At 57.6% G+C, this 24,441-nt stretch carries 22 protein-coding genes; 11 read left to right on the top strand and 11 right to left on the bottom strand.

Going from position 1 to position 24,441, the window contains the following annotated elements; all coding sequences use genetic code 11:
* Positions 1-28 precede the first annotated feature (28 nt).
* The 4 genes from AAGD24_RS16315 to AAGD24_RS16300 are packed head-to-tail and all read left to right on the top strand — an operon-like array spanning position 29 to position 4,253.
* Entirely contained in the window at positions 29-1,288 is a 1,260-nt protein-coding gene (locus AAGD24_RS16315) for an ABC transporter substrate-binding protein (protein WP_379865701.1), read from the top strand.
* 54 nt (positions 1,289-1,342) lie between these two features.
* Positions 1,343-2,269 carry a carbohydrate ABC transporter permease gene (locus AAGD24_RS16310; RefSeq protein ID WP_075194413.1) on the top strand — a complete coding sequence of 309 codons (927 nt, stop codon included), beginning with the start codon at positions 1,343-1,345 and terminating at the stop codon, positions 2,267-2,269.
* Positions 2,262-3,131, top strand: a complete 870-nt coding sequence (locus AAGD24_RS16305) for a carbohydrate ABC transporter permease (RefSeq protein ID WP_036208880.1) — start codon at positions 2,262-2,264, stop codon at positions 3,129-3,131. The genes AAGD24_RS16310 and AAGD24_RS16305 overlap by 8 nt, the downstream gene beginning before the upstream one ends.
* Before the next feature lie 6 nt (positions 3,132-3,137).
* Complete coding sequence (locus AAGD24_RS16300; protein WP_228210156.1) at positions 3,138-4,253, top strand: ABC transporter ATP-binding protein; 1,116 nt, start codon at positions 3,138-3,140, stop codon at positions 4,251-4,253.
* Between the two features lie 22 nt (positions 4,254-4,275).
* Here AAGD24_RS16300 and AAGD24_RS16295 read toward each other — a convergent pair whose 3' ends face one another.
* Both AAGD24_RS16295 and moaA read right to left on the bottom strand, forming a co-directional pair.
* Complete coding sequence (locus AAGD24_RS16295; RefSeq protein WP_228210157.1) at positions 4,276-5,808, bottom strand: cryptochrome/photolyase family protein; 1,533 nt, start codon at positions 5,806-5,808, stop codon at positions 4,276-4,278.
* Between the two features lie 100 nt (positions 5,809-5,908).
* Positions 5,909-6,901 carry a GTP 3',8-cyclase MoaA gene (moaA, locus tag AAGD24_RS16290; protein ID WP_228210158.1) on the bottom strand — a complete coding sequence of 331 codons (993 nt, stop codon included), beginning with the start codon at positions 6,899-6,901 and terminating at the stop codon, positions 5,909-5,911.
* 185 nt (positions 6,902-7,086) lie between these two features.
* Between moaA and AAGD24_RS16285 the strand changes: the two genes are divergently transcribed.
* Entirely contained in the window at positions 7,087-7,524 is a 438-nt protein-coding gene (locus AAGD24_RS16285; protein ID WP_036208891.1) for an Rrf2 family transcriptional regulator, read from the top strand.
* Here the strand turns inward: AAGD24_RS16285 and AAGD24_RS16280 are convergent.
* A complete protein-coding gene (locus AAGD24_RS16280; protein WP_228210159.1) occupies positions 7,521-8,615 on the bottom strand; it encodes an acyl-CoA desaturase in 1,095 nt (364 codons plus the stop codon). The two genes, AAGD24_RS16285 and AAGD24_RS16280, sit on opposite strands and share 4 nt — an antisense overlap.
* Positions 8,616-8,683: 68 nt before the next feature.
* On the bottom strand, positions 8,684-9,787 hold the full coding sequence (locus AAGD24_RS16275) for a ferredoxin reductase (RefSeq protein ID WP_228210160.1): 1,104 nt from the start codon (positions 9,785-9,787) through the stop codon (positions 8,684-8,686).
* A 182-nt stretch (positions 9,788-9,969) separates the two neighbouring features.
* Here AAGD24_RS16275 and AAGD24_RS16270 point away from each other — a divergent pair, with 182 nt between their 5' ends.
* A complete protein-coding gene (locus AAGD24_RS16270) occupies positions 9,970-10,596 on the top strand; it encodes a TetR family transcriptional regulator (protein WP_007153344.1) in 627 nt (208 codons plus the stop codon).
* A gap of 19 nt (positions 10,597-10,615) precedes the next feature.
* On the opposite strand, the gene AAGD24_RS16265 is transcribed toward AAGD24_RS16270, so the two are convergent.
* Positions 10,616-11,209, bottom strand: coding sequence for an HD domain-containing protein (locus tag AAGD24_RS16265; RefSeq protein ID WP_007153343.1), 594 nt, complete (start codon positions 11,207-11,209; stop codon positions 10,616-10,618).
* Positions 11,210-11,222: 13 nt separating this feature from the next.
* On the bottom strand, positions 11,223-11,993 hold the full coding sequence (locus tag AAGD24_RS16260) for a class II aldolase/adducin family protein (protein ID WP_007153342.1): 771 nt from the start codon (positions 11,991-11,993) through the stop codon (positions 11,223-11,225).
* A gap of 110 nt (positions 11,994-12,103) precedes the next feature.
* On the opposite strand from AAGD24_RS16260, the gene AAGD24_RS16255 reads away from it, so the two are divergent.
* Positions 12,104-12,796 carry a Crp/Fnr family transcriptional regulator gene (locus AAGD24_RS16255; RefSeq protein WP_007153341.1) on the top strand — a complete coding sequence of 231 codons (693 nt, stop codon included), beginning with the start codon at positions 12,104-12,106 and terminating at the stop codon, positions 12,794-12,796.
* Positions 12,797-12,823: 27 nt separating this feature from the next.
* On the opposite strand, the gene AAGD24_RS16250 is transcribed toward AAGD24_RS16255, so the two are convergent.
* The gene (locus AAGD24_RS16250; protein WP_007153340.1) at positions 12,824-14,281 is read right to left on the bottom strand and encodes a wax ester/triacylglycerol synthase family O-acyltransferase; all 1,458 of its coding nucleotides are present in this window, start codon (positions 14,279-14,281) and stop codon (positions 12,824-12,826) included.
* 267 nt (positions 14,282-14,548) lie between these two features.
* Between AAGD24_RS16250 and AAGD24_RS16245 the strand changes: the two genes are divergently transcribed.
* The 4 genes from AAGD24_RS16245 (at position 14,549) to AAGD24_RS16230 (ending at position 18,715) form a co-directional block, all read left to right on the top strand.
* Positions 14,549-15,460 (top strand): bile acid:sodium symporter family protein, encoded by a 912-nt coding sequence (locus tag AAGD24_RS16245; RefSeq protein WP_036208907.1) that lies wholly within the window; start codon positions 14,549-14,551, stop codon positions 15,458-15,460.
* 64 nt (positions 15,461-15,524) lie between these two features.
* Complete coding sequence (locus tag AAGD24_RS16240) at positions 15,525-15,905, top strand: CidA/LrgA family protein (RefSeq protein WP_085679244.1); 381 nt, start codon at positions 15,525-15,527, stop codon at positions 15,903-15,905.
* On the top strand, positions 15,898-16,623 hold the full coding sequence (locus AAGD24_RS16235) for an LrgB family protein (protein ID WP_036208912.1): 726 nt from the start codon (positions 15,898-15,900) through the stop codon (positions 16,621-16,623). The genes AAGD24_RS16240 and AAGD24_RS16235 overlap by 8 nt, the downstream gene beginning before the upstream one ends.
* A 43-nt stretch (positions 16,624-16,666) precedes the next feature.
* Positions 16,667-18,715, top strand: a complete 2,049-nt coding sequence (locus AAGD24_RS16230) for a TonB-dependent receptor (RefSeq protein ID WP_323133528.1) — start codon at positions 16,667-16,669, stop codon at positions 18,713-18,715.
* A gap of 16 nt (positions 18,716-18,731) precedes the next feature.
* Here AAGD24_RS16230 and AAGD24_RS16225 read toward each other — a convergent pair whose 3' ends face one another.
* From AAGD24_RS16225 to tmpT, 4 genes are all read right to left on the bottom strand, one after another.
* Entirely contained in the window at positions 18,732-20,279 is a 1,548-nt protein-coding gene (locus AAGD24_RS16225; protein WP_041334047.1) for a SpoVR family protein, read from the bottom strand.
* Positions 20,276-21,565, bottom strand: a complete 1,290-nt coding sequence (locus AAGD24_RS16220; protein ID WP_206512165.1) for a YeaH/YhbH family protein — start codon at positions 21,563-21,565, stop codon at positions 20,276-20,278. Before AAGD24_RS16220 ends, AAGD24_RS16225 begins: the two co-directional genes overlap by 4 nt.
* A gap of 39 nt (positions 21,566-21,604) precedes the next feature.
* Positions 21,605-23,527, bottom strand: coding sequence for a PrkA family serine protein kinase (locus AAGD24_RS16215; protein WP_036208922.1), 1,923 nt, complete (start codon positions 23,525-23,527; stop codon positions 21,605-21,607).
* A gap of 233 nt (positions 23,528-23,760) precedes the next feature.
* On the bottom strand, positions 23,761-24,414 hold the full coding sequence (gene tmpT / locus AAGD24_RS16210; RefSeq protein ID WP_228210161.1) for a thiopurine S-methyltransferase: 654 nt from the start codon (positions 24,412-24,414) through the stop codon (positions 23,761-23,763).
* Positions 24,415-24,441 lie beyond the last annotated feature (27 nt).

Raw genomic sequence — 24,441 nt, 5'->3', positions numbered from 1 at the left:
CTCCACGACAAGAATAAGGAGTCATGATATGAAATCGTTCAAGCGTCATCTTACAGCTCTGGCGGTCTCTGCCGCCCTGATGCCAACAGCGGCCGTTCAGGCCGGAGAAGTTGAGGTTCTGCACTGGTGGACCGCCGGCGGTGAAGCGCGTGCTGCGGCCGCCCTCAAGAAAATGATGGAAGAGCAGGGCCACACCTGGAAAGACTTTGCCGTAGCCGGCGGTGGTGGTGAAGCCGCCATGACCGTCCTGAAAACCCGCGCCGTTTCTGGCAATCCTCCTGCTGCCGCCCAGATCAAGGGCCTGGATATTCGTGAATGGGCGGAGCTGGGTTTTCTGAGCAGCCTCGACAGCGTCGCTGAGGCGGAGAACTGGGATCAGCTCATACCGCCAATGATTTCCGACGTTATGAAATACGAAGGCGAGTACGTGGCTGTGCCCGTGAACGTCCACCGGGTGAACTGGTTGTGGGTGAACCCGGAGGTCATGAAAGATGTTGGTGTTGAGGTTCCCACTACGCTGGACGAGTTCTTCGAGGTGGCCGACAAGCTCAAGGCCGAGGGCTACATTCCCCTGGCGCACGGTGGACAGCCGTGGCAGGACGCAACGGTGTTCGATGCCGTGGCACTTGCCGAGCTTGGCCCCGATGATTACCGTAAGGCTTTTGTCGACCACGACATGGACGTGATCAACAGCGACAAAATGGAAGAGGTCTTTGCACAGTTCGCCAAGGTCATGAGCTACGTCGATGACGATGCCGCGGGCCGCGACTGGAACACTGCCACCGGTATGGTCATTCGAGGTGAGGCCGCCATGCAGATTATGGGCGACTGGGCCAAGGGCGAATTCACCGCCGCAGGTCTGACACCAGGAGAGGATTACGTGTGCGCTCCGGCCCCGGGCACAACCGGGCAGTTCACCTTCAACGTGGACTCATTCGCGATGTTCACGCTGTCCGAGGAAGAGGACATCAAGGCCCAGAAGGATCTCGCCCGAACCATTCTGGAACCGGAATTCCAGACCCTGTTCAATCAGAACAAAGGCTCGATCCCGGTTCGTACCGACATGGACATGGGTGACTTCGATACCTGTGCCCAGGCGTCGATGGATACGTTCAAGTCCAGCGCCGACGACGGTGGCCTGGTGCCGAGCTTCTCTCATGGCCTGGCGACGACCAGCTACATCCAGGGCCAGATCTTCGATGTGGTCACCAACTTCGTCAACTCCAACAACCCGGACCCGGCAAAAACCACGGACCAACTGGCAGCCGCCATCCAGTCCGCCATGTAATGCCGTATCAGGCCGCCCGGCGGGCGGCCTTCGGGTTTCTTCAGGGGATTCCTCATGGAACACACTCAACGTCGCCCCACCGGGGTGGCCAGGGCATCGTCTGGCCTGATGGATGGCCTGCAGCGCTGGTTGCCCAAGCTGGTGGTGGCCCCGACCTTCCTGCTGGTTGGCATCGGGATCTATGGCTACATGCTATGGACGGGCGTGCTGTCATTTACCAATTCCAGCTTCCTGCCCAGTTACAATTTCGTCGGCCTTGAGCAATACGCCAAGCTGATGGAGAGCGAGCGCTGGATCGTCGCTTCATGGAATCTGGCGATATTTGGCGGGCTCTTTATCGGCATCTGCCTGTTGATCGGTGTGGTGCTGGCGATTTTTCTGGATCAGCGCATCCGCCAGGAAGGCGCGATCCGGACTATTTATCTCTATCCCATGGCGCTGTCCATGATTGTCACCGGCACCGTCTGGCGCTGGATTCTTAACCCGCGCCTGGGCCTGGAAAAACTGATGCACGACTGGGGCTGGACGTCCTTCAGCTTCGACTGGCTGGTGAATTCCGACTTCGCCATCTACACCATTGTGATGGCCGCTGTCTGGCAGGCCTCCGGCTTTGTGATGGCGCTGTTTCTGGCCGGGCTGCGGGGCGTCGATTCATCCATTATCCGTGCTGCTCGGGTGGATGGCGCCAGCCTGCCGGTGATCTACTGGAAAATCATCCTGCCGTCCTTGCGGCCGGTGTTCTTCAGCTCCGTGATGGTGCTGGCCCACATTGCTATCAAGAGTTTTGACCTGGTGATGGCCATGACGGCGGGTGGCCCGGGCTATTCCACCGACCTGCCGGCGGTGTTCATGTACGCCCACACCTTTACCCGTGGCCAGATGGGGCTGGGCTCTGCCAGCGCCATGCTGATGCTGGGTGCGATTCTGGCATTGCTGGTGCCTTACCTGTATTCCGAACTGAGGGAGAAACGCCATGACTGATATGGTTCGTACCGGCTTTCGCCCCAGCCGCATTGCCATCTATGGCGTGCTGCTTCTGGCCTGCCTGGTGTACCTGATTCCGCTGATCGTGATGTTGATCACCAGTTTCAAGACGCCCATGGATATCCGCTCTGGCAACCTGTTGGCACTGCCCACCGACTGGACAACCATCGGTTGGACCAAGGCCTGGTCCGAGGCCTGCACCGGTGTGCAGTGTGAGGGCGTGAAAGGGTATTTCTGGAACTCGTTCAAGATGACGGTGCCAGCGGTGATGATTTCCACCCTGCTGGGTGCCTTTAACGGCTACGTGCTGTCGAAATGGAAGTTCAAGGGCTCGGATCTGTTGTTCGGCATGTTGCTGTTCGGTTGTTTTGTGCCCTTCCAGGTGGTGCTTCTGCCCATGGCGGCCACCCTGGGCAAGTTGGGTATGGCCAACACCACCGCCGGGCTGGTGCTGGTTCACGTGATCTACGGGGTGGCCTTCACCACGCTGTTTTTCCGCAACTATTACGTGGCCATCCCCGACGCTTTGGTGAAGGCGGCCCGGCTCGACGGCGCCGGCTTTTTCACCATCTTCTTCCGCATCCTTCTGCCCATGTCCACACCCATCTTCATGGTGTCACTGATCTGGCAGTTCACCCAGATCTGGAACGACTTCCTGTTCGGCGTGGTCTTCGCCAGCGGCGACAGCCAGCCGATAACGGTCGCCCTGAATAACCTGGTGAACACCAGCACCGGGGTGAAGGAATACAACGTGGATATGGCCGCCGCCATGATTGCCGCCCTGCCAACGCTGGTGGTGTACATCGTGGCCGGCAAGTACTTTATACGCGGCCTGACGGCCGGCTCGGTTAAAGGGTAAAACAACATGTCACAACTTGAACTGCGGGACATTCGCAAGACATACCCGGGGGCTCTCGATGAGACGCTCAAGGGCATCAATATTGACATCGCCTCCGGTGAATTCCTGACCTTGGTCGGACCTTCCGGCTGCGGCAAGTCAACCCTGATGAACAGCATTGCCGGCCTGGAATCCATTACCGGTGGGTCGATTGTGGTGGAAGGCAAGGATATATCCACCATGGAGCCGAAGGACCGGGACATCGCCATGGTGTTCCAGTCCTACGCGCTGTATCCCACCATGTCGGTGCGCGAGAACATTGCCTTTGGCCTGAAAATCCGCGGTATGCCAAAAGACGAGATCCAGCAGGAGGTAGAGCGGGTGGCTGATTTGCTGCAGATTTCCGCATTGCTGGACAAGAAACCGGCCCGACTTTCAGGCGGTCAGCAACAGCGGGTCGCCATGGGGCGCGCCCTGGCTCGCAGGCCGAAGATCTATCTGTTCGATGAGCCGTTGTCCAACCTGGACGCCAAGCTGCGGGTGGAAATGCGCACCGAAATCAAGAAGCTGCACCAGCGCCTGAAAACCACCATTGTGTACGTGACCCACGACCAGATCGAAGCCATGACGCTGGCGGACCGGATCGCGGTGCTCAAAGACGGCGAACTGCAGCAACTGGGCACGCCGAAGGAAGTGTACGACACGCCGGAGAACCTGTTTGTGGCGGGCTTTATGGGCTCGCCGTCCATGAGTTTTATCAATGTGACGGTAGAGCAGGCTGGAGCAGGCCTGGTGGTCAACGTTGAGGGCAGCGATGGTCGGAAACTTGCCCTGCCAGTGCCGGGTTACCTGCAGGGGTGGGCCGGTAAACAGGTGGTGCTCGGCATCCGCCCGGAGCACATAAGCCAGCCAGACGAACAGAAAAGGGATAGCCAGATGGTGGCTGAGAGCCGGTTTACGGTGGAGGTGACCGAACCCACCGGGCCGGACATCCTCGCCGTGATTCGCCTCAACAATGTTGATGTGCAGTGCCGGCTGGATGCGGAACACCCGGTGAACTGGGGGGAAGAGGCGGAGCTGATGTTCGACATGAGAAAGGTCGTGTTTTTCGACCCGGACAGCGAGAAGCGCATCCGCCCATAGTCGCCCCAGTTCCTCTCTGTTTTCAGAGTTGCTCCAGGTGTGCCAGCAAGTTGTCGGCACGCTGGAGCAGCGCCTCCCGCCTTTCTGGTTTCTGCTTGTCCCAGTTACGGTACATCATGCCCATGCGCGGATTGCTGGCAAAGTCGTCCCGATGGCGATTGATGAAATGCCAATAGAGCGCATTGAACGGGCAGGCGTCGTCTTCCGTGGCCTTGTTGACCTTGTAGTGGCAGTTGCTGCAATGGTCCGACATGCGCTGGATGTATTTGCCGCTGGCGGCATAGGGTTTTGATCCCAGATAGCCACCGTCTGCGTGCATCACCATGCCCAGCACGTTGGGTAGCTCCACCCAGTCGTAGGCATCGGCATACACGGCCAGGTACCAGTCACAGATCTCCTCCGGCTTGACGCCGGCCAGCAGCGCAAAATTACCGGTCACCATCAGCCGCTGGATATGATGTGCATAGGCGTTGCGACGGGTGGCATCAATGGCCTTGTGCATGCAACGCATCCTGGTGTCCCCGGTCCAGTAGAACCAGGGCAGGGAACGGGTATTACCGAGCCGGTTTTCCTGTGCGTACCCTGGCATATGCAACCAGTAGATACCCCGCACAAACTCACGCCATCCCAGGATCTGGCGGATAAAGCCCTCCACTGCGTTAATCGGCGCACGCCCCGAATACCAGGCCTGTTCGGCGGCCTCGCAGACGGCGAGTGGATCCAGCAAGCCGCAATTGATGTAGGGCGACAGGATGGAGTGGAACAGCCAGTCTTCATTGTCGGACATGGCATCCTGAAAGTCGCCGAAACAGGGCAGGGCGAAATCGATGAAGTACTCCAATGCCTGCTCTGCGTCCTCGTGGGTGACGGCAAAGTGAAAATCCTCCGTGGTGCCGAAGTGTTCGGTAAAGTGTTGCTCTACCGCCTCAATCACCTCCCGGGTCACCTTGTCGGGCTCAACGCGAAAGGGAGCCGGAGCCGCCGGTTTTCCCGTCCACTTGCGGCGGTTGTCGGCGTCGAAATTCCATTCGCCGCCCTCAGGCTTGCCATCTGGAGTCATCAACAAACCGGTTTTTCGTCGCATTTCCCGGTAGAAGAACTCCATTCGCAGCTGTTTGCGCCCCTCTGCCCAGTCCGAAAACGCCTGCTTGCTGGCGATAAAACGCGTATCCGGCCGGATCTCGACCGGCACGCCCAGGCGCTCATGCCAATGGCTAACTTGCTCGTGCAATCGCCACTCGCCGCACTCTGTCGTGATCACCCTGTCAGCGCCGGTTTCTTTGAGCTGATTGGCGATGACCGACTCGAGATTTCGGGTTTCGTTATCGGGGTGGTACGTCTGGTAGTGAACCTGCCAGCCGTCATCCTCCAGCCGCTGTGCGAAATGGCGCATGGCGCTGAACAGCAGAACCAGTTTTTTCTTGTGGTGATTGGTGTAGCTGGCCTCGTCGTGGACCTCTGCCATCACGATTCTGTCTCGTTTCCTGTCAGCGTTGTCGAGTGCGCTGATGGCGGTGGTCAGCTGGTCGCCGAGTATCAGAATCAGATTGGACATAGCGGGAAACGACCTCCGTACCTGGGGCAGCAATCACCCATGATCGCCACGATGTGGTACGAAGGATACGCCAGCGGCGCAAGGCTGGTTCAGCTGGAAGCTAGCCGCCGGTCATATTCATAAACCGAAGAATCTGAACGTCACCCTCGCTGGAAAAGTGATGGCGCTCCGGTTTCAGGTCCATGGCGTTGATGATGGTTTCACGGAGTTTGTCATCGGTTTCCGGGTGGCCGCGCAGCACGCGGCGCAGATCAACGGAATGCTCATTGCCCAGGCATAGCAGCAGGCGGCCTTCCACCGTGACCCGAACGCGGTTGCAGGTGGAGCAGAAATTGTGGGAATGGGGCGAGATGAAACCGACCCGAACGTCGCTGTCCGGCATGCGGTAGTAGCGGGCGGGCCCGCCGGAATCTTCCGGAGTGGGAACCAGCTCATGGCGCTGGCTGATGATATCGCGCACTTCGTCGCTGGTGCATAGCACCTGACCGCGATCATGATCGGAAATTTCACCCAGTGGCATTTCCTCTATGAAGGTAATATCCACCTTCTTTTTACGGGCAAACTCAACCAGCTCTGGTACTTCCTGGTCGTTGCCACCTTTCATGACAACGGTATTGAGTTTGATGCCCTCAAATCCCGCCTCTTTTGCGGCGTCTATACCATCAAGAACCTGGGCAAGCCGGCCAGTGCGGGTGATGCGGCTGAACTTCTCGGCATCCAGGGAATCCAGGCTGATATTCAGCCGCTTGAGTCCGGCCTTGCGCAGTGGCTCTGCCATGGTGGGCAACTGGCTGCCATTGGTGGTCATGGCGAAGTCCCGCAGGCCAAATGTGCCGATTTCCTTGACCAGTTCCAGAATGCCCCGTCTGACAAGCGGCTCTCCCCCGGTCAACCGAATCTTTTCGGTGCCCAGGGATACGAAGGTCTTTGCCACCTGGGCAATCTCTTCAAGTGTCAGCACCTGCTGCCGTGGCAGGAAGGTCATCTCCTCGGCCATGCAGTACACGCACCGGAAATCGCAGCGGTCTGTGACGGACAGACGCACATAGTTGACGGTGCGACCAAAACGGTCTGTCAGCGTGGCGTTGGGCATGGGTAAATTCCCCGTCTGGCTTTGTATACAACAAGCATAACCAATGTGTGGCGAATAACCCAACCCAATATCGACAAAAGAACCATTCGGGCGTAAGAACCGGTTTCATGAATTCTGCGTATACAAGTATCGGTTTGGCCACTTTCGGTGTGAACCTGATATCGATGACTTATTGGAGTTGATGAATGCATATCACCCGTTACACCGATTACTCCCTGCGTGTTCTGATTTACCTGGCGGTGCAGGGTGATGAGCTGGCGACCATTCAGCAGATCGCCGACAGCTATGAGATCTCCAAGAATCACCTGATGAAAGTCGTTCATCAACTCAACAAGAAGGGCTACATCGAAACCGTTCGTGGCAAGAAAGGAGGGATGCGCCTGCACATGGCGCCGGAGGACATTAACGTTGGCATCCTGGTCAGGGAAACCGAACAGGATCTCAGTGTTGTGGAGTGCTTTTCCTCCAGGAATGCCTGCCGCATCACGCCGGTCTGTGGGTTGAAATCAATGTTCGGCGAGGCCTTGGCGGCATTCCTGGAAGTGCTGGACCGATACACGCTGGCCGATATTATTAACGACCAGCATCGCCCTCAGTTACTACGACTTTTGCAGATCGCTTAACTCAAGGCCCGGTTGCTGAATTCCGGTAGCAGCCGGTTGCGCATCCGGTCCGGCAGTGAATAGCCGAAAATGCGTTTCAGCACGGTTGAATACTGTTTGGCGAAGGTGCCGGTGTTGTACGGAATACCGTGCTTTTTACACACCGCTTGAACTTTCTCCGACATTTCGGGGTAGCGGTGGGCTGGCAGGTCCGGGAACACATGGTGTTCAATCTGGTAGCTCAGATGGCCGCTCAGCAGGTGCACCCACTTACCGCCGGTAAAGTTGCTGGAGCCTGTCAGTTGGCGCAGATACCAGTGGCCCTTGCTCTCACCTTCGCATTCCTCCTCGGTAAACGTCTCCGCATCCTGGGTAAAGTGGCCACAGAAAATGACCGTGGACGACCACAGGTTACGGATCAGGTTGGCGCCAATGTTGCCCGCCAGTACCACCGGAGCCACCGGAAAGGTGATCAGCGGGAAGAACACATAGTCCTTGAAGGCCTGACGGCCGCCCTTGCGGAAGAAGTCCTTCAGGAACGGAATCTTTTCCCGTACCGAGATTTCCCGGCGGCGGATCCGTTCAGACTCCAGCTCATGCAACCCAACGCCCCACTGGAAGAACACACTCAGCAGAATATAGTTGATGAACTGCAGGGTATGAGCCGGCTTCCATTTGTCGTCGTCGCTCAGGCGGAGCAGGGCATAGCCGTAGTCCCGATCCTTGCCGATGATATTGGTGTAGGTGTGGTGCTCGTAGTTATGGGTGCGGCGCCAGGAATCGCCAGTGCACACCGTATCCCATTCATAGGTCTGGGAGTGCAGCGATGGGTCGTTCATCCAGTCGTACTGGCCGTGCATGACGTTGTGGCCGATCTCCATGTTTTCGATAATCTTGGAGATACCCAGCGCCGTGGTGGCGGCGAGGAACACGGGCGGGATAAACCCGAAGGGCATCAGCACCCGGCCGCCGATTTCCAGGGACCGGTGGAGCCGAACGATCCTGCGGATGTAACGTGCATCCCGTTCGCCAAGATCGGAGATCACCTGGTCACGAATGGTGTCCAGGTCGTTTTCAAGCTCTTTCAGTTGTGTTTCGTTCATCGTTTTCATGGTGACTCCTTGCAGAATGGTCGAACCATGTCTGCCAATAATGGGTTCAGGCGTTGTGGTGCGGCCGGTCAGAGTTCAACAGTCACCGGCCCGCTCGGAACAGACACACAAAGCTGAATGGTTTCCTCGCCCGGGCCGGATGCTTTCCCGGTCAGGCGGTTGATCACAGTGCCGCTGGTCTTGCGGCAACTGCACTGGTGACAGATGCCCATGCGGCAGCCGTAGCGTGGCGACAGTTTCGCGGCCTCGGCAATGTCCAGCAGCACCGCATCGCCTTCGGACGAGACATCCAGGTTGCTGCGTTGGAAATGCACCGCTCCTCCGAGGGACTCGGTGTCGAGATTTGCGGTCGGCGCGGAGAAGAAGGTGCTGTGAATGCGGTCTTCGCCAATCCCCCGCCGATACAGGAGATCGTTGGCCAGATCCATGAGCCCTTTCGGCCCGCAGAGGTAGCACCGCCGGGCCGCAATGCCGGGAACCTCATCCAGATGTTGCTCGCTGAGGAACTGGGGCGGGTGGGTGTCGCTGGTGGCAAACACCTTCAGGGTGAAGGCCGGCCAGCGACTGGCCAGCGCGTGCAGCTTTTCCGCAGCAATCACATCGGCCTGGGTGCGCACGAAATACAGCAGGGTCACCGGCGCCCGATAGTCTGATGCCGCCATGGTTTCCAGTTGGCTCAGCACCGGGGTGATGCCGCTGCCACCGGCGATGTATAGGGCTGGCTCCTGCGGATCGGGAATCCGGAAGTCGCCGAACGCCTCGCCCAGCCCGATGACCGCGCCTGGCTCCAGGTGGTCGTGCATCCAGTTGGTCACCAGGCCACCGGGAAGCCGTTTGATGGTCAGGGTGACGGTGCCGTCTGCGCGCCATTGAATGGGCGAACTGGACAGGCTGAAGGTTCGGTTGCGACGCACGCCGTCAACATCGATGCCAATATTGACGTGCTGGCCGGCGGCAAAGCCTTTCCAGCGCCCGGCCGGCGCCAGGACAAAGGTTTTGGTGTCGGCGGTTTCGTTGTAGATGGCCTTCACCCTGGCCGGCGTGTATTGCCGTACCCACATGGGGTTGATGCGCTCCAGCAGGGGATCAAAAAAGGCAGCCGGGTCGTCCCGGTTAAAAAGCTGCCTGCCCAGCCAGTGCAGGGTCGGTGACTTTTCCAGTACAGATATCATGATTGCTCTCCTTTGTACTGATGTGTACAAGTGTTCACTAATGTGTACGACTGTACACAGCGAAGTGTTAGGCGGCAATCAAGCCACTAACATTGTCCTATAATGACAAGTTTGGGTTATTTTTAGTGTGGGCCTGTGTACACTTGTTGGCTTGTGATCAACCGATGAGCTAGTTCCAGGCGATGGCAGAAAAACAACGACGTAAGCCGGGTGAAACCCGCGAGAAACTGATGAACGCCGCATTGGCCCTGGTGGGAAAGGGGCGGCACTTTGCCAGCCTGGGCATCCGCGAAGTCACCCGACAGGCAGGCGTGGTGCCGACGTCTTTTTACCGGCACTTCCGCAACATGGATGACCTTGGGCTGCAGTTGGTGGACGAATTGGGGCTGGTGCTTCGACGGATGATGCGCGAGGCGCGGGCGAACGTATTGCAGGCGGACAAACTGATCGACGAATCAGTTGGTATTTTTATCTCCCATGCCCGCAATAAACGCAGTTTTTTCATGTTTATGGCCCAGGGGCTGGCGGGGGAGAGCCGGGCGGTACAGGAAGGCATCCGCAGCGAAATGCGTTATTTTGCCAGCGAACTGGCCAATGATCTTCGGCGTCTGAAAGTGGCGGATCACCTGAGCGATGCCGACCTGGATATGACCTGCGACCTGGTGGTGCGCAGTGTGGCCTTCAGCCTGACGGACATCCTGGGGATCTCTCCCGACGACGACTATCAGGAAGAACAGGTGCGGCAGCGAACCGCACGCTTTCTACAGCTGATATTTGTGGGCGCAGCCAACTGGAAGAGTCAGTCCTGAGCCCACGTTGTGTTTCGGGTCACATGACGCTTTCGGCATCCTTGTAGAGGGATCGCACAGGCTGAGCGAACACCCGTTGCACCATGGGCTCGAAGTAGGAAAGCGGTAACGTTTCCGCATCAGGGTCGAACGCGGGTGAGTCATACTTGTGAACAAACTCGATGGTGCGTTCGAAGTGTGGATGGTCCCGGTACTGGTCTCTCATATCCCGGTTCATACCGAGATAGTGAAAGAAAAAGTAGCCCTGAAAGATGGCGTGGTGTTTTACCATCCAGTGATTAGCGTCGCTGACGAACGGTTCCAGTAGCACTGCGGCGACATCCGCATGGTTGTAGGTGCCCAGGGTGTCACCGATGTCGTGTAGCAGGGCGCAAACCACATACTCGTCGTCCTTCCCGTCCCGGTGTGCCAGGGTAGCCGTTTGCAGGCAGTGCGTCAGCCGGTCAACCGGAAAACCACCAAAGTCGCCCTCCAGCATTTTGAGGTGCGATAGAATTCGATCTGGCAGGCCTTTGGCGAATTCCCCGAAAGACGATGCGATGACCTGCCAGTCTTCGGCCTTGCCGTCTTTCATATGAGTAAACGTGGCCTGGTTCTTTGTCGGTTGGTTCATACTGTTCTCCCCCTTATTCCCGGAAACTGGCATCAATGCGGTCGAGCTTGCGTAGCAGGCCCGGCCAGGCCAGCTTGCCGCCCAGGCCTTTGGTCACCTGATCCGCCTGTTGCCGGATGGTATCCACAATGCCGGCAGGAATTGGCGTCAGTGGGCGATCGCCCGACAGTGCCCTGATCTGAATCTGACAGGACGTTTGCAGTATGTACATGGCCAGGAAGGCATCGGGAATACTGGAGCCGGTGGTCAGCAGGCCGTGGTTGCGAAGAATCATGAAATTGGTATTACCGAGATCCTTTTGCAGGCGGGCCTTCTCGTCTTCCCTTAGCGCCACACCTTCATAGTCGTGATACGACAGGCTTGCCAGTGCAAACAGGCTCTGCTGGGATAGCGGCAGCAGGCCCTCCTGTTGGGCGGATACAGCAATACCGTCGGTGGTGTGCAAATGCATGACGCAGGCGGCATCGTCCCTGACCTGGTGGATGGCGCTATGGATGGTAAAACCCGCGGGATTGATATCGAAGTCGTCGGGGTTGATCTTGTTGGCGTCCTGATCCACTCGCACCAGGCTGGAGGCTGTAATTTCCTCGAACATCATACCGTATGGATTAATAAGAAAGTGGTGCTCGTCACCGGGTATCCGTGCGGAGATATGGGTGAATACCAGATCGTCCCAGCCGTATAGGGCGACCAGACGATAGGCCGCGGCGAGGTCGACTCGGAGCTGCCATTCTTCCTTGCTGACCTGATCTCTTTTTGACGGAATTGAAAGTTGTTCGGACATGGTGCGGCCTCTCAAATCGGGTGTTCTTGTTGTGGTGAGTGTTTAGCCATTCATTGAGTGTAGGTGCGAGTGATCGGCGAAGACTGTCAAATCGTTTACAATTTCTTCCCATGAAGAATATCAAGACTGTCCTTGCCCGCTGCCCTTTATTCTCTGGCTTTTCAGAGTCGGCGATTGATGACCTGGAAGGTATCGCACGGATTCGCCGTTTTGAGGCTAACGAACTCATCTACAGTAAAGGTTCGGCAATATCGACCCTCAACATCATTGCCAGCGGGGTGGTTCGCATCAGTTCTGTGAACCCTGCAGGTCGGGAAGCCACCCTGATCATGTTCAGCGCGGGTACCTGGTTCGGAGATTCAGTGTTTTCTCCCGGGATGCGACGGGTATACGGCGCTACTGCCCACGAGGCCGTAACGCTGATAGAAATACCGGGCGAGGCATTTCGCGAACTCATGGCGACATACCCGGAAGGCTACCCGGTTATTCTTGATATGGTCAGCCGACGGCTATGGGCCGCTATGTCCATTATTGAGGATGATGCACTACGAGGTGTTGCCGCCAGGATAGGGCGACGACTGTTGTTTCTGGCGGAAATCCAGGGCAATGGCGACGTCGGCACTGACCCGGTCACGATCTGGATCACCCGCGAGCACATTGCCAATATGATGGGCATGACCCGCCAGGGCGTGCATAAGTGGATTAAAGACTTTGAGCGTTCAGGGCTGCTGGAGCTGGCTTACGGCCGGATCGTATTACCGGATCCGACCGCATTGCAGCGACACCTGGAGACCATTGAGTAACTCAGCCCCACGGGCACCGGAGCCCTGTTAGCTCTTTTCCGCAGTCTTTTTGCGAGGCGCCTTTCGAGCGTTGGTTTTGGTCTGATTTGGTGGTGGCGAAACCAGGCTTTCCAGTTCATCCAAAGCCTCACCGGTGTAGACCGCCAGCTTCTGCATACTGGGCAACGTATCGCGGCAGCCCGTGAAACCGAAGTTGAGCGAGCCGGCGTAGCTCAGGCAAGTAATGTTGAGCGCACCGCCGTGGGCAATAAGCGAAACCGGGTACATCGCCTCCAGTCGTGCTCCTTCATAGTAAAGGGTTTCCCCTGGCCCTGGCACGTTGGAGATGGTCACGTTGAACACCGGGCGCATTCGCCCGCCCAGGCCTGACATCAACTGCAGGATGTAGGGCGACATCAGCAGCATGGTGTATTGGGTCAGGGCTTTACGCGGCAGTTTCTGAAGGTGTTGTTTGGCCCTGCGGGTAGAGTGTTTGATGCTCTTCAGCCGCTTGAGGGGATCGGCTTCGTCGGTCGCCAGTGAGGCAATCATGAAGCTGATCTGGGTGCCCGTGCCCTGGTCATCGGAGGGGCGGATATTCACCGGAATTCCGGCGGTGAGTGGCGTATCCGGCAAACCATCCTGTTCAACAAGAAAGCGGCGCAGGGCAGTGCCACAGAGGTAGAGCACAATGTCGTTCAGGGAGCCGTTGGACGCCTGGGCGACCTGTTTGATCCGTTCGAGCTGGTAGTGCTGGGTGGCAAACCGCCGCTGACCGGTGACCCGGTGATTGAGGGCGGAAACCGGGCCGGCAAAGGGCGCGGTCAGCCCCTCTTCCGGGTGCCGTGCGGACTGGATCAGGCGGTTCATCGCATTCCAGAGCCTCGGCGCCATGTCGGCCTGAATCCTCAGGGCTTCCATGGCCTGGGACAGGGCGGCTGAAATGCTGGCTTCGGAATCTGTCTTGCTGCCCCGTGTCCGCTCCGGGCGTACCGACCATGGCGGCAGCATATTAATCTCACCGGGGTCCTCGCTGAGCACCCGCTGCATCAGCCGAACACCGCTTATGCCATCAATCATGGAATGATGCATCTTGGTGTAGAGGGCAAAACGGTTGTTCTCCAGGCCCTCGATAATGTGGCATTCCCAAAGCGGGCGGGAAAAATCCAGCGGGTTGGAATGCAGCCTGGATACCAGGATGCCAAGTTCCCGTTCACTGCCGGGGCGCGGCAACGCCGAGTGTCGAACGTGGTAGTCGAGATCCAGCTTCTTGTCGACCTTCCAGGACGGGGCGACCAGGCGGCCCAGGAACCCCGAAAAGGCGAGCTTGTAGCACCAGGGCGGCGCTACATCGGCATCGGCTTTCATGCGGGCGAGCATGTCTCTTAGAAACGTCTCCGGAGCATCTTCCGGTAGTGAAAAAATCTGCAGGTTGCCGACGTGCATCGGGGTGTCTTCCGATTCCACCGCCAACCAGGAAGCGTCCAGTGTGCCCAGGCGTTTCATTGATCGTCCTCTTGCTTTATGAAGCTGCCAAACTGCACTGAATCTGATGCGTTTGGATTCGTATAGTTGTTGTTCGAAAGTATACGCAACAACCGGGACAATCACACGAACAAGCAGGTTGAAAGGTTCAGGTTTTTGCGCGCAATCCCATTCCTACCCTTTGCGCAATTACATGTTGTTGCGAATCCATATTCACTCTTTTTCGGCAGCTTATGCTATTTTCACTAGCTGGCTAATCTAATCACAACAACAATCCTTGGAGGCTTTGTGGAATCGAGTCCACTGATCTCTGCGGGGCTGCCGATTGCCCTGTTTATCATCATGATCGGTATAGGTATGACCCTGACGGTCAGGGACTTCCGCCAAGTGGCGGTTTTTCCAAAAGGTATGGTGGTGGGTACCGTTGCCCAGATACTGCTCATGCCCATGGTGGCCTTTGCCATTGCCTCCATGCTCGACCTGTCATCGGCCATTGCCGTGGGGCTGGTGATCATTGCGGCCTGTCCGGGAGGCACTACCTCCAACCTGTTCGTGTTGCTGTCCCGGGGGAACATTGCCCTGTCGATCGTGTTGACGGTCACCGCCAGTCTTATAACCATCGTGACTCTGCCGTTGTTCACCAACTATGCGCTTCAACTCTATGCTGGCACCGAGGAGTCCATCACACTGCCGGTGGGAAGAACGGTAGGCATGCTGGTGGGTATTGTCCTGTTCCCTGTGGCGATTGGGATGATCTTCCGCACCCGGGCACCAGAGCTCTCACGCCGTGCTGAAAGCGCAGTCAGCGTGTTCGGGGGTGTGGTTCTGGCGTTGCTGGTTGTCGGTCTGATCTGGGGCGTACGCGACCAGATCTGGGACCTGCTGCGACAGGCCGGCCCGGCAACCCTCCTGCTGAACATTGCCGGTATATTCCTGGGGCTCCTGGCGGGCCGCGCCGTGGGTCTGACCCAGCGCGAATCCATTGCCGTTGCTGTGGAGTTGGGCATTAAAAACAGCACCATTGCCCTGTTGGTAACGCTGACGCTGCTGGAGTCCAGCACCATGTCGATTCCCGCAGCGGTATACGGCGTGCTGATGTTCCCGATCGGTTTCCTGCTGGCGGCCTATGGCCGGAAAGTGATTCCAGCGACTACCATCACGACCACCACCCCGCCGCGCACAGAGACCAAGGCCGGGTAGGCACGGCGCTGCTTAGTGGCTATGCTCCTGACTTGGGCCGTTTTTTCTGTCGGGAGCCGCCACCATGAACTTTCTCAACGGAATAACCCTGCTGCTGGTGTATCAGTTGGTAGGGGAAGTCACTGTTCGTCTTCTCTCACTGCCGATTCCAGGGCCCGTGCTGGGTATGGTGATGTTGTTCCTGACGCTGATGATTCGGGGCGCCACGCCAGAGCCACTTGAGAACGCTTCCAGCGCATTGCTCAGCCATCTGTCGCTACTGTTCGTGCCGGCGGGTGTTGGCATGATGAGTCATTTTGGCCGGATTGCGGATGAGTGGCTGCCGATCACGCTGGCCCTGTTTCTCTCCACTATTATCACCATGGTCGCCACCGCCGGCATTATGCAGGTAACCTCGCGATGGTTTGCCCGACCCGAAAATATGGGAGGGCAGCGGGATGAATGAGCCGGTCATTCGTGATATCTGGGTTTATCTTTCAACGTCGCCGTTGCTTGGCCTGACCATTACGCTGGTGGCCTATGGCCTTGCCTATCGGCTCTATCTCAAGTCCAACTCCAGCCCCCTGGCCAATCCGGTGGTTACCTCAGTGGCGATGCTGATTGCCCTGTTGATGCTCACTGGTACCTCCTACGAGGAGTACTTCGAAGGCGGGCAGTTCGTTCACTTCCTGTTGGGGCCTGCCACGGTGGCGCTGGCGGTTCCCCTTTACCAGCAGTTTTCCCGGCTGCGCCAACTCTGGTTGCCGGTATCCATTTCCCTGGTGTGTGGTGTTGTGATTGCAGCGGGCAGCTCCATTGGGCTTGCCTGGCTTCTTGGCGGCTCCACTGAGATTCAGGTGTCCCTGGCGCCCAAATCCGCCACGGCACCGGTTGCCATGGGGATCTCCGAAACCATCGGCGGCATTCCGTCCCTGACCGCCGTTCTGGTGGTGGCCACTGGTATTGTCGGTGCGGTGCTCGGTACCAAACTGTTTGAATGGATGCGTATCACCGACGACAGTGTGAAAGGCATCGCCATGGGTGTGGCGGCCCATGGCATTGGCACAGCACGGGCATTTCAGGTCAGTTCCCAGATGGGCGCTTTTTCGGGGCTGGCGATGGCGCTGTCGGCGTTTGCGACGGCATTGATTGTGCCCTGGTTGGTGGATTTACTCGGAATTTAGACCGGCAGCAGGAGGTAAAGTGATCGTTCACAGGAGATTGGTTGTGGTCTTTTCAGCGCTGATATCCGCTGGAACATGGGCTACCGCCAATGCGCAGCAAAGCGTGGAGTCGCAAGACAATGTCATCAAGGTGACGTCGCCCCGCCTTGAGAGAGACCTCTACGAGACCCCCGCTGCGGTGTCCGTGACCAATGCCCCGGACATCCAGGAGGGCCAGCAGAGGCTGCAACTGGACGAGTCCCTGGATACTGTCCCTGGCCTGTTCTTCCAGAACCGCTACAACTTCGCCCAGAATCTGCGGCTGTCCACCCGTGGTTTTGGTGCCCGGGCGCCATTCGGCATTCGCGGCATTCGTATACAGGTGGATGGCATCCCCTACACGTTGCCCGATGGGCAGTCTCAGATTGATGCGGTGGACCTGGACTCGGCACAGCGCATTGAAGTGATTCGCGGGCCGTCGTCGGTTCAGTACGGTAACGCCTCCGGTGGGGTGATCGACATTACCACGGCCCGTGGAGACGAAATGCCGCCGGGCGCGCGCCTAAGTCAGGATGTGGGAAGCAACGACTATTACAAAACCACGTTCCAGGCCAACGGAAGTGAGGGGGCGACGAGTGGCATCGCAACTGCGTCCTGGCTTAACTACAACGGTTACCGCGATCAGAGCCAGGTTGAGAAAGGCCTTTTCAATGGGCGTGTGTCTCATGGTTGGGGAGCCGGGCAGCGTTTAACGGCCACCTTCAATGCCTTGCACACGCCAAAAGCAGAAGACCCCGCCGGCCTGACAGCGAGCCAGGTGGAACAGGATCGCCGCCAGGCGACGGCCAATGCCGAACGGCTCGACGCCGGCCAGGACGTTGACCAGCAGACGCTTGGGTTGCTGTATGAAACCGCCGAGATGGGTACTGGGGACCTGGCCGTTAGTACCTTTTTTACGCACCGTGATTTTGCCCAGCAACTGCCGTTTCCCGGCCCCAGCCGAATTGCCTACGACCGGCAGTTCTACGGCGTCAGTACGGATTACCAGCAGGGCAGCGAGGTAGCGGGCCTTCCGCTGACCTGGATGGTGGGCGTTGACCTTCATCGCCAGGTTGATGAACGCCGGCGCTATTCGGTGTCGTTTAACGGTGATGTCACCGGACAAACCCAGGACGAAACCCAGAACGGCACTACCGCCGCGGTGTTTGCCCAGGGTGACCTGGCATTGACAGAACGCCTGAACGTGTCTCTGGGCACCCGGTTTGATCGCCTGCGGCTGTCGGTGGATGACCACAGGATCAGTGACGGAGACGATTCCGGCAGCCGCACCTATCGGGAATTCAGTGGTTTTGCAGGAGTCAGCTATCGGTTGGCGCCACGCCAGCAGTTCTACGCCACGGTGGGCACGGCCTTTGAAGCACCCACCTTCACGGAGTTTGCCAATCCCGACGGCAGCGGTGGCTTCAATCCAGACATTGAGCCCCAGCAGGCGCTTAACCGGGAAGTCGGTATACGCGGCGGCCTGGGGCAGGGGGTCCGTTATGACCTGGCACTGTTCTCCATCCGGGTGGACGACGAAATCCTGCCCTATGAGATCAATAACCGTACCTTCTACGAAAACGCAGGGCGCACAGAACGGAATGGGGTGGAGCTCGGCCTGAAGTGGGATATCTCCTACACCTGGCGGGTAACCAGTGCCGTGACCCTGGCGGACTACACACTGAAGGACTTTACCGACGAACAGGGCAATGACGCCGATGGCAATCGCCTGCCGGGGTTACCGCAGGAGCAATGGGTTACGGAGGTTGAGTGGCGCGGTGACGGGCAACGGTTTGCTGCCCTGGAGTGGCAGTACGTGGGTGACCTGTACGCCGAGAACAGCAACCAGACCAGGGTCAGTGACTACTGGCTGCTGGGGATTCGGGCCGGTGACAGCGTTCGCGTGGGCAGTCAGAAATTCAGCGTCTACGGCGGTATCCGCAACCTTCTGGATGAGGATTACTTCAGCAATATCCGCATCAATGCCAATGCAGACAGGCCTATAGAAGATCGCGGCTACTATGAACCCGCGCCCGGCAGAACTTTCTATGCCGGGCTGGAGTGGGCATTCTGACAATTAATGGCGACATTCAATCCGCGTCGTCCGGTTCCCGTTGCGGGCAGTGGCACTCCTCCATGACCACGCCGTTGTCGACGCTTTCAAGGTGGACATCAAAGCCCCACAAACGATGCACGTGACGAAGCACCTCGTCAGTGTCGTCGCCAAGTGGAACCCTGTCGACGGGGATGTGCCGCAGGGTCAGTGATCGATCCCCCCTGACATCCACATTCCAGACCTGGATATTGGGTTCGCGGTAGCTCAGGTTGTATTGCCGTGCCAGCTTTTCCCGAAGGCTGCGGTAGCCGGGGTCATCGTGGATGGCGGTGATCCGGTAGACGTCTTCCTCATCATCGTTCTGAATGGCAAAAAGCTTCAGATCCCTCATCACTTTTGGGGACAGGAACTGCTGGATGAAACTCTCATCCTTGAAATTCTTCATGGCGAAATGCAGGGTTTCCAGCCAATCAGAACCGGCAAAGTCCGGGAACCATTCGCGGTCCTCGTCGGTGGGATTCTCACAGATCCGCCGCAGGTCGGTGAACATCGAAAAACCCAGAGTGTAGGGGTTGATGCCCGAATACCAGGGGCTGTCAAACGGTGGTTGGTAAACCACGGCCGTATGACTTTGCAGGAACTCCATCATAAAGCCGTCGTTCACCAGACCCTTGTCGTACATCCGGTGCAGCAGGGTGTAATGCCAGAAGGTGGCCCAGCCTTCGTTCATCACCTGGGTCTGGCGCTGCGGGTAGAAGTACTGGCCCAGCTTGCGAACGATACGGATGATTTCCCGCTGCCAGGTTTCCAGTAGTGGCGCGTTCTTCTCGATGAAGTAGAGGATGTTTTCCTGGGGTTCTTCCGGGTAGCGCTTCTTGCGGCTCACCGGGTCGTCATCCTCGCCCATTTTGGGGATGGTGCGCCAAAGATCGTTGAGCCGGCGCTGCTGATATTCCTCGCGTTCCTTTTGCCGGCGCAGCTCTTCGGCGGCAGAGATCGGCGCGGGGCGTTTGTAGCGGTCAACGCCGTAGTTCATCAGAGCGTGGCAGGAATCCAGGATTTCTTCCACCGCATCCAGGCCATAACGCTCCTCGCACTCGGCCACGTAGTTACGGGCGAATACCAGATAGTCAATGATGGCGCTGGCGTCGGTCCAGGTGCGGAACAGGTAGTTGCCCTTGAAGAACGAGTTGTGGCCATAGGAAGCGTGGGCAATCACCAATGCCTGCATGGGTAGGGTGTTCTCCTCCATCAGGTAGGCGATGCAAGGATCGGAGTTGATCACGATCTCGTAGGCAAGCCCCATCTGCCCCCGCTGATACCCTTTGGAGGTAGACAGGAACTGCTTGCCGAAAGACCAATGGTGGTAACCCACGGGCATACCGACGGAGCTGTAGGCATCCATCATCTGTTCGGCGCTGATCACCTCCACCTGGTTGGGGTAGGTGTCGAGACCGAACTCCGCCGCGCATTTGGCGATTTCCTCGTCGTATTTCTCGATCAGCGGGAAGGTCCACTCGGAACTGGTGGAGATAGGTTCCCGGGTTTTCGGCTCGTTGGGTCTGTCGATGGTGTCGGTCATGCGGCTTTCCTCTCGAACAACTGGCGGAAGACCGGATAGATTTCACCAGGGTCGGCGATCTGTTGCAGCGCGAAGCTCTGCGGGAACCGCTCCTGAATTTTCTCGTATTCGTACCACAGCATCTGGTGATCCTGGGGCGTGATCTCCACATAAGCGTAGTACTGCACCAAAGGCAGGATGCTGTCGGCCAGCAACTTGCTGCATATGGGCGAATCATCGTTCCAGTTGTCGCCGTCCGAGGCCTGGGCGGCATAGATGTTCCATTCCGCAGGGGAATACCGGGACTCGATGATCTTGTGCATCAGTTTCAGGGCACTGGATACGATGGTGCCGCCGGTTTCCCGTGAGTAGAAGAACTCTTCCTCGTCCACTTCCTTGGCGCTGGTGTGGTGGCGGATGAAGACCACTTCGATCTTCTTGTAGTTCTTCTTCAGGAACAGATACAGCAGGATGAAGAAACGTTTGGCGATGTCCTTGTGCATCTGGGTCATCGACCCGGACACATCCATCAGGCAGAACATTACGGCACTGGTGGCTGGCTGGGGCTTCTTCACGTGCTGGCGGTACCGCAGGTCAATCTCGTCAATGAACGGGATGCGCCGGACATTGGCCTTGAGATCGGCAATCTCATCCTCCAGGGCTTTGATCTGGTCCTCGTGGCTGAAGGCCGGGTCCAGATCCTCCGGCGCGCTTTTCAGCGCGGCCAGCTCTTCCTCCATTCGGCGGATTTTCTTGCGGCGCGCGCCACCGAGGCCAAGGCGTCGGGCATGGGCGCCCCGCAATGAGCGAACCACGTCCAGCTTGGCGGGTATGCCCTGGGTTGAAAAACCGGAGCGAACGTATTTGAACGCCTCGGTGTCTTTCAGCTTTTTACGGGCGAGATTGGGAAGTTCCAGATCATCAAACAGAAAGTCGAGGAATTCTTCCTGGGTGATCTGAAAGGCGAACTCATCCATGCCTTCGCCATCCGGGCTGGCCTGGCCCTGTCCCTGGCCTCCGCCGCCACCTCCTGGGGGTTTGGGCACCGTGTCACCCGTCACGAACTCCTTGTTGCCGGGGTGGACCATTTCCCGCTTGCCGCCCTGGCCATGGTGGAAGATCGGTTCGTCAGTATCCCGGGACGGAATACTGACATTCTCACCACGCTCAATATCCGTAATGGAGCGCCGGTGAACCGCGTCCGCCACGGCCTTCTTGATATGATGGCGGTAACGGCGCAGGAAACGTTCCCGGTTAACCGCGCTCTTGTTCTTGCCGTTCAGTCGCCGGTCGACTACGTGGGTCATACCCATAGTTTCACTCCAGTTCAGCGTATGAAGGCTGACTTATTGAGACTTACGAACCCGCAGGTACCATTCCGCAAGGAGACGGACCTGTTTCTCCGTGTAGCCTCGATCGACCATACGTTCGACGAACTGCTTGTGCTTGTTCTGATCCTCCTGGCTGGCCTTCGGATTGAAGGAAATAACCGGCAGCAGGTCCTCGGTATTGGAGAACATTTTCTTCTCGATCACGCTGCGCAGTTTTTCGTAGCTGAGCCAGGACGGGTTGCGACCCTGGTTGTTCGCCCGTGCCCGCAACACGAAATTGACCACCTCGTTGCGGAAGTCTTTCGGGTTGCTGATGCCGGCCGGCTTCTCGATTTTCTCCAGTTCGTCGTTAATGGACGAGCGGTCGAGAATCTCCCCGGTTTCCGGATCACGGTATTCCTGATCCTGAATCCAGAAGTCGGCATAGGTGACGTAGCGATCGAACAGGTTCTGGCCGTATTCGCTGTAGCTTTCTAGGTAAGCCGTCTGGATTTCCTTGCCAATAAACTCAACGTAGTGAGGCGCCAGGAACTCCTTGATAAACCGCAGGTAGCGGTCGTGGGTCTCGGCCTGGAACTGCTCCTGCTCGATCTGTTTTTCCAGCACATAGAGCAGATGAACCGGGTTAGCCGCCACCTCCGTGGTGTCGAAGTTGAAGACCTTGGACAGAATCTTGAACGCGAAACGGGTGGACAGTCCGTCCATGCCCTCATTCACGCCGGCTGAATCGCGATATTCCTGGATCGACTTGGCTTTGGGATCGGTATCCTTGATGTTCTGGCCATCGTAAACCCGCATCTTGGAAAAGATACTGGAGTTTTCCGGCTCTTTGACCCGCGACAGGATGGAGAACTGCGCCAGCATATCCAGGGTGTCCGGTGCGCAAGGGGCGCCGGAAAGGGAACTGTCGCGCAGCAATTTGCGATAAATATCAATCTCTTCCGTCACGCGCAGGCAGTAGGGCACCTTGACGATGTATACCCGGTCAAGGAAGGCCTCATTGTGCTTGTTGTTACGGAAGGTCTGCCACTCGGACTCGTTGGAGTGGGCCAGGATAATACCGTCGAACGGCACGGAGCCCATGCCTTCGGTGGTGTTGTAGTTGCCTTCCTGGGTGGCGGTCAGTAACGGATGCAGCACCTTGATAGGCGCCTTGAACATTTCCACGAATTCCATCAGGCCCTGGTTGGCTTTGCACAGGCCGCCGCTGAAGCTGTAGGCGTCCGGGTCATCCTGGGAGAAGTCTTCCAGCATGCGGATATTCACCTTGCCTACGAGGGCGGAGATGTCCTGGTTATTGTCATCGCCCGGCTCGGTCTTGGATACACCCACCTGGTCCAGTACCGACGGGTACATCTTCACCACACGGAACTGACTGATGTCGCCGCCGTACTCGTGCAGGCGTTTTACCGCCCAGGGCGACATGATGGACTTGAGGTAGCGGGACGGAATGCCGTATTCCTCTTCCAGAATACTCGCATCCTCAGCGGGATCGAACAGGCCTAGTGGCGACTCGTTAACGGGTGAGCCCTTGATCGCATAGAAGGGCACTTTCTGCATCAGTGACTTGAGTTTTTCAGCGAGAGAGGACTTGCCGCCACCGACGGGGCCAAGCAGGTAGAGGATCTGTTTCTTCTCTTCCAGGCCCTGGGCAGCGTGGCGGAAGAAGGAGACGATGTTTTCCACGGCCTCTTCCATGCCATAGAACTCGGAGAATTCCGGGTAACGCTTGATCACCTTGTTGGAAAAGATACGTGACAGCCGGGAGTCACGGGATGTATCGATATGCTCCGGCTCGCCGATGGCCAGTAACATCCTTTCTGCGGCAGTGGCGTATGCCGCCGGGTCCTTTTTGCAGATCTCCAGGTATTCCTCAAGAGTGTATTCTTCTTCTTGAGTTGCTTCATACCGGTCTTTGAAATGCTGCATTATGCTCATAGATGGCCCCTCGCTTGCTCTCTTGCCATGAAAAGACAGCTTTTAGTTCACACAATATCCCCGTTGCTGTTGGGTCCGCCGCTCCAGGCGGTCGTTATGGTTATGGGTGGAAGTATAGGGAGTAACAGACCGATTTACGCTGACGCGTTTATGTCGGTCTCGTTACTGTGAGCTTAGTTCAAGCTTCGGGACTTGGACAGGAGTAAAAGCGTTAAGGTTCATTAAATTGTGTATCAGCGCTTTGTAAGACGGAACACGCTCTCCGTCGCGCCAGTAAGCCCTTTACGCTTGGTAAAAGGGTGATCTTTTGCCAGTGTATTGGTGAGTATATGTTCGATCTCGTAATCGGCGGAGTATAGTTTCAGTACTTCTTCGTCACTGACATTGAACGGCGGGCCCTTGATGTCGGTGTCGTAGTCCAGGGTGATCAGAAGTATGCGGGTGCCATCCGGAATCACGGCGGTCAGGTGGTCGACATAATCCTGGCGCATGTGGGGTGGCAGGGCGATCAAGGCAGCACGATCGTACACCAGCCGAACGTGCTTCAGGTCCTCCGGGACCAACTGGAAAAAGTCGCCGCACCAAAGCTGGAGATCGTCGTGGGCAAATTTGGTGAAGGGTTCACCCGGGTGAACCTTCGCTTTCTCCTGGCCCTCTTCGAAGAAGTCCTTGCAGGCAACGTCACTCAATTCCACGCCGATGACAGCGTGGCCGCGGTCATGGAGCCACCACATGTCATGGGCCTTTCCGCACAGGGGAACGAGCACGGCACCGGTGCCATTGCCGGCGAGCTCTGGCCAGTGGTCATGGAGGTACTGATTGACGGTGCCTTCGTGGAAGCCGATTTCTTTCTTGGCCCAGCGTTCGTGCCAGAACTGATGTTCCATGAGTGTTCCCCTTTTCGCCAATTGGAG

Source organism: Marinobacter sp. M5B, from assembly GCF_042604615.1.
GTDB classification, from domain to species: Bacteria; Pseudomonadota; Gammaproteobacteria; order Pseudomonadales; family Oleiphilaceae; genus Marinobacter; species Marinobacter salarius.
The sequence above is the reverse complement of the archived record's forward strand: the minus strand, read 5'-3'. Positions and strand labels throughout refer to the sequence as shown.

Coding starts and splice junctions, on each gene's coding strand:
- AAGD24_RS16300 (WP_228210156.1), top strand. CDS start 3,138: ATGTCACAACTTGAACTGCGGGACATTCGCAAGACATACCCGGGGGCT.
- AAGD24_RS16295 (WP_228210157.1), bottom strand. CDS start 5,808: ATGTCCAATCTGATTCTGATACTCGGCGACCAGCTGACCACCGCCATC.
- moaA (WP_228210158.1), bottom strand. CDS start 6,901: ATGCCCAACGCCACGCTGACAGACCGTTTTGGTCGCACCGTCAACTAT.
- AAGD24_RS16265 (WP_007153343.1), bottom strand. CDS start 11,209: ATGAACCAACCGACAAAGAACCAGGCCACGTTTACTCATATGAAAGAC.
- tmpT (WP_228210161.1), bottom strand. CDS start 24,414: ATGGAACATCAGTTCTGGCACGAACGCTGGGCCAAGAAAGAAATCGGC.
- AAGD24_RS16275 (WP_228210160.1), bottom strand. CDS start 9,787: ATGATATCTGTACTGGAAAAGTCACCGACCCTGCACTGGCTGGGCAGG.
- AAGD24_RS16260 (WP_007153342.1), bottom strand. CDS start 11,993: ATGTCCGAACAACTTTCAATTCCGTCAAAAAGAGATCAGGTCAGCAAG.
- AAGD24_RS16220 (WP_206512165.1), bottom strand. CDS start 21,565: ATGACCCACGTAGTCGACCGGCGACTGAACGGCAAGAACAAGAGCGCG.
- AAGD24_RS16280 (WP_228210159.1), bottom strand. CDS start 8,615: ATGAAAACGATGAACGAAACACAACTGAAAGAGCTTGAAAACGACCTG.
- AAGD24_RS16235 (WP_036208912.1), top strand. CDS start 15,898: ATGAATGAGCCGGTCATTCGTGATATCTGGGTTTATCTTTCAACGTCG.
- AAGD24_RS16270 (WP_007153344.1), top strand. CDS start 9,970: ATGGCAGAAAAACAACGACGTAAGCCGGGTGAAACCCGCGAGAAACTG.
- AAGD24_RS16310 (WP_075194413.1), top strand. CDS start 1,343: ATGGAACACACTCAACGTCGCCCCACCGGGGTGGCCAGGGCATCGTCT.
- AAGD24_RS16285 (WP_036208891.1), top strand. CDS start 7,087: ATGCATATCACCCGTTACACCGATTACTCCCTGCGTGTTCTGATTTAC.
- AAGD24_RS16240 (WP_085679244.1), top strand. CDS start 15,525: ATGAACTTTCTCAACGGAATAACCCTGCTGCTGGTGTATCAGTTGGTA.
- AAGD24_RS16255 (WP_007153341.1), top strand. CDS start 12,104: ATGAAGAATATCAAGACTGTCCTTGCCCGCTGCCCTTTATTCTCTGGC.
- AAGD24_RS16215 (WP_036208922.1), bottom strand. CDS start 23,527: ATGAGCATAATGCAGCATTTCAAAGACCGGTATGAAGCAACTCAAGAA.
- AAGD24_RS16305 (WP_036208880.1), top strand. CDS start 2,262: ATGACTGATATGGTTCGTACCGGCTTTCGCCCCAGCCGCATTGCCATC.
- AAGD24_RS16250 (WP_007153340.1), bottom strand. CDS start 14,281: ATGAAACGCCTGGGCACACTGGACGCTTCCTGGTTGGCGGTGGAATCG.
- AAGD24_RS16315 (WP_379865701.1), top strand. CDS start 29: ATGAAATCGTTCAAGCGTCATCTTACAGCTCTGGCGGTCTCTGCCGCC.
- AAGD24_RS16225 (WP_041334047.1), bottom strand. CDS start 20,279: ATGACCGACACCATCGACAGACCCAACGAGCCGAAAACCCGGGAACCT.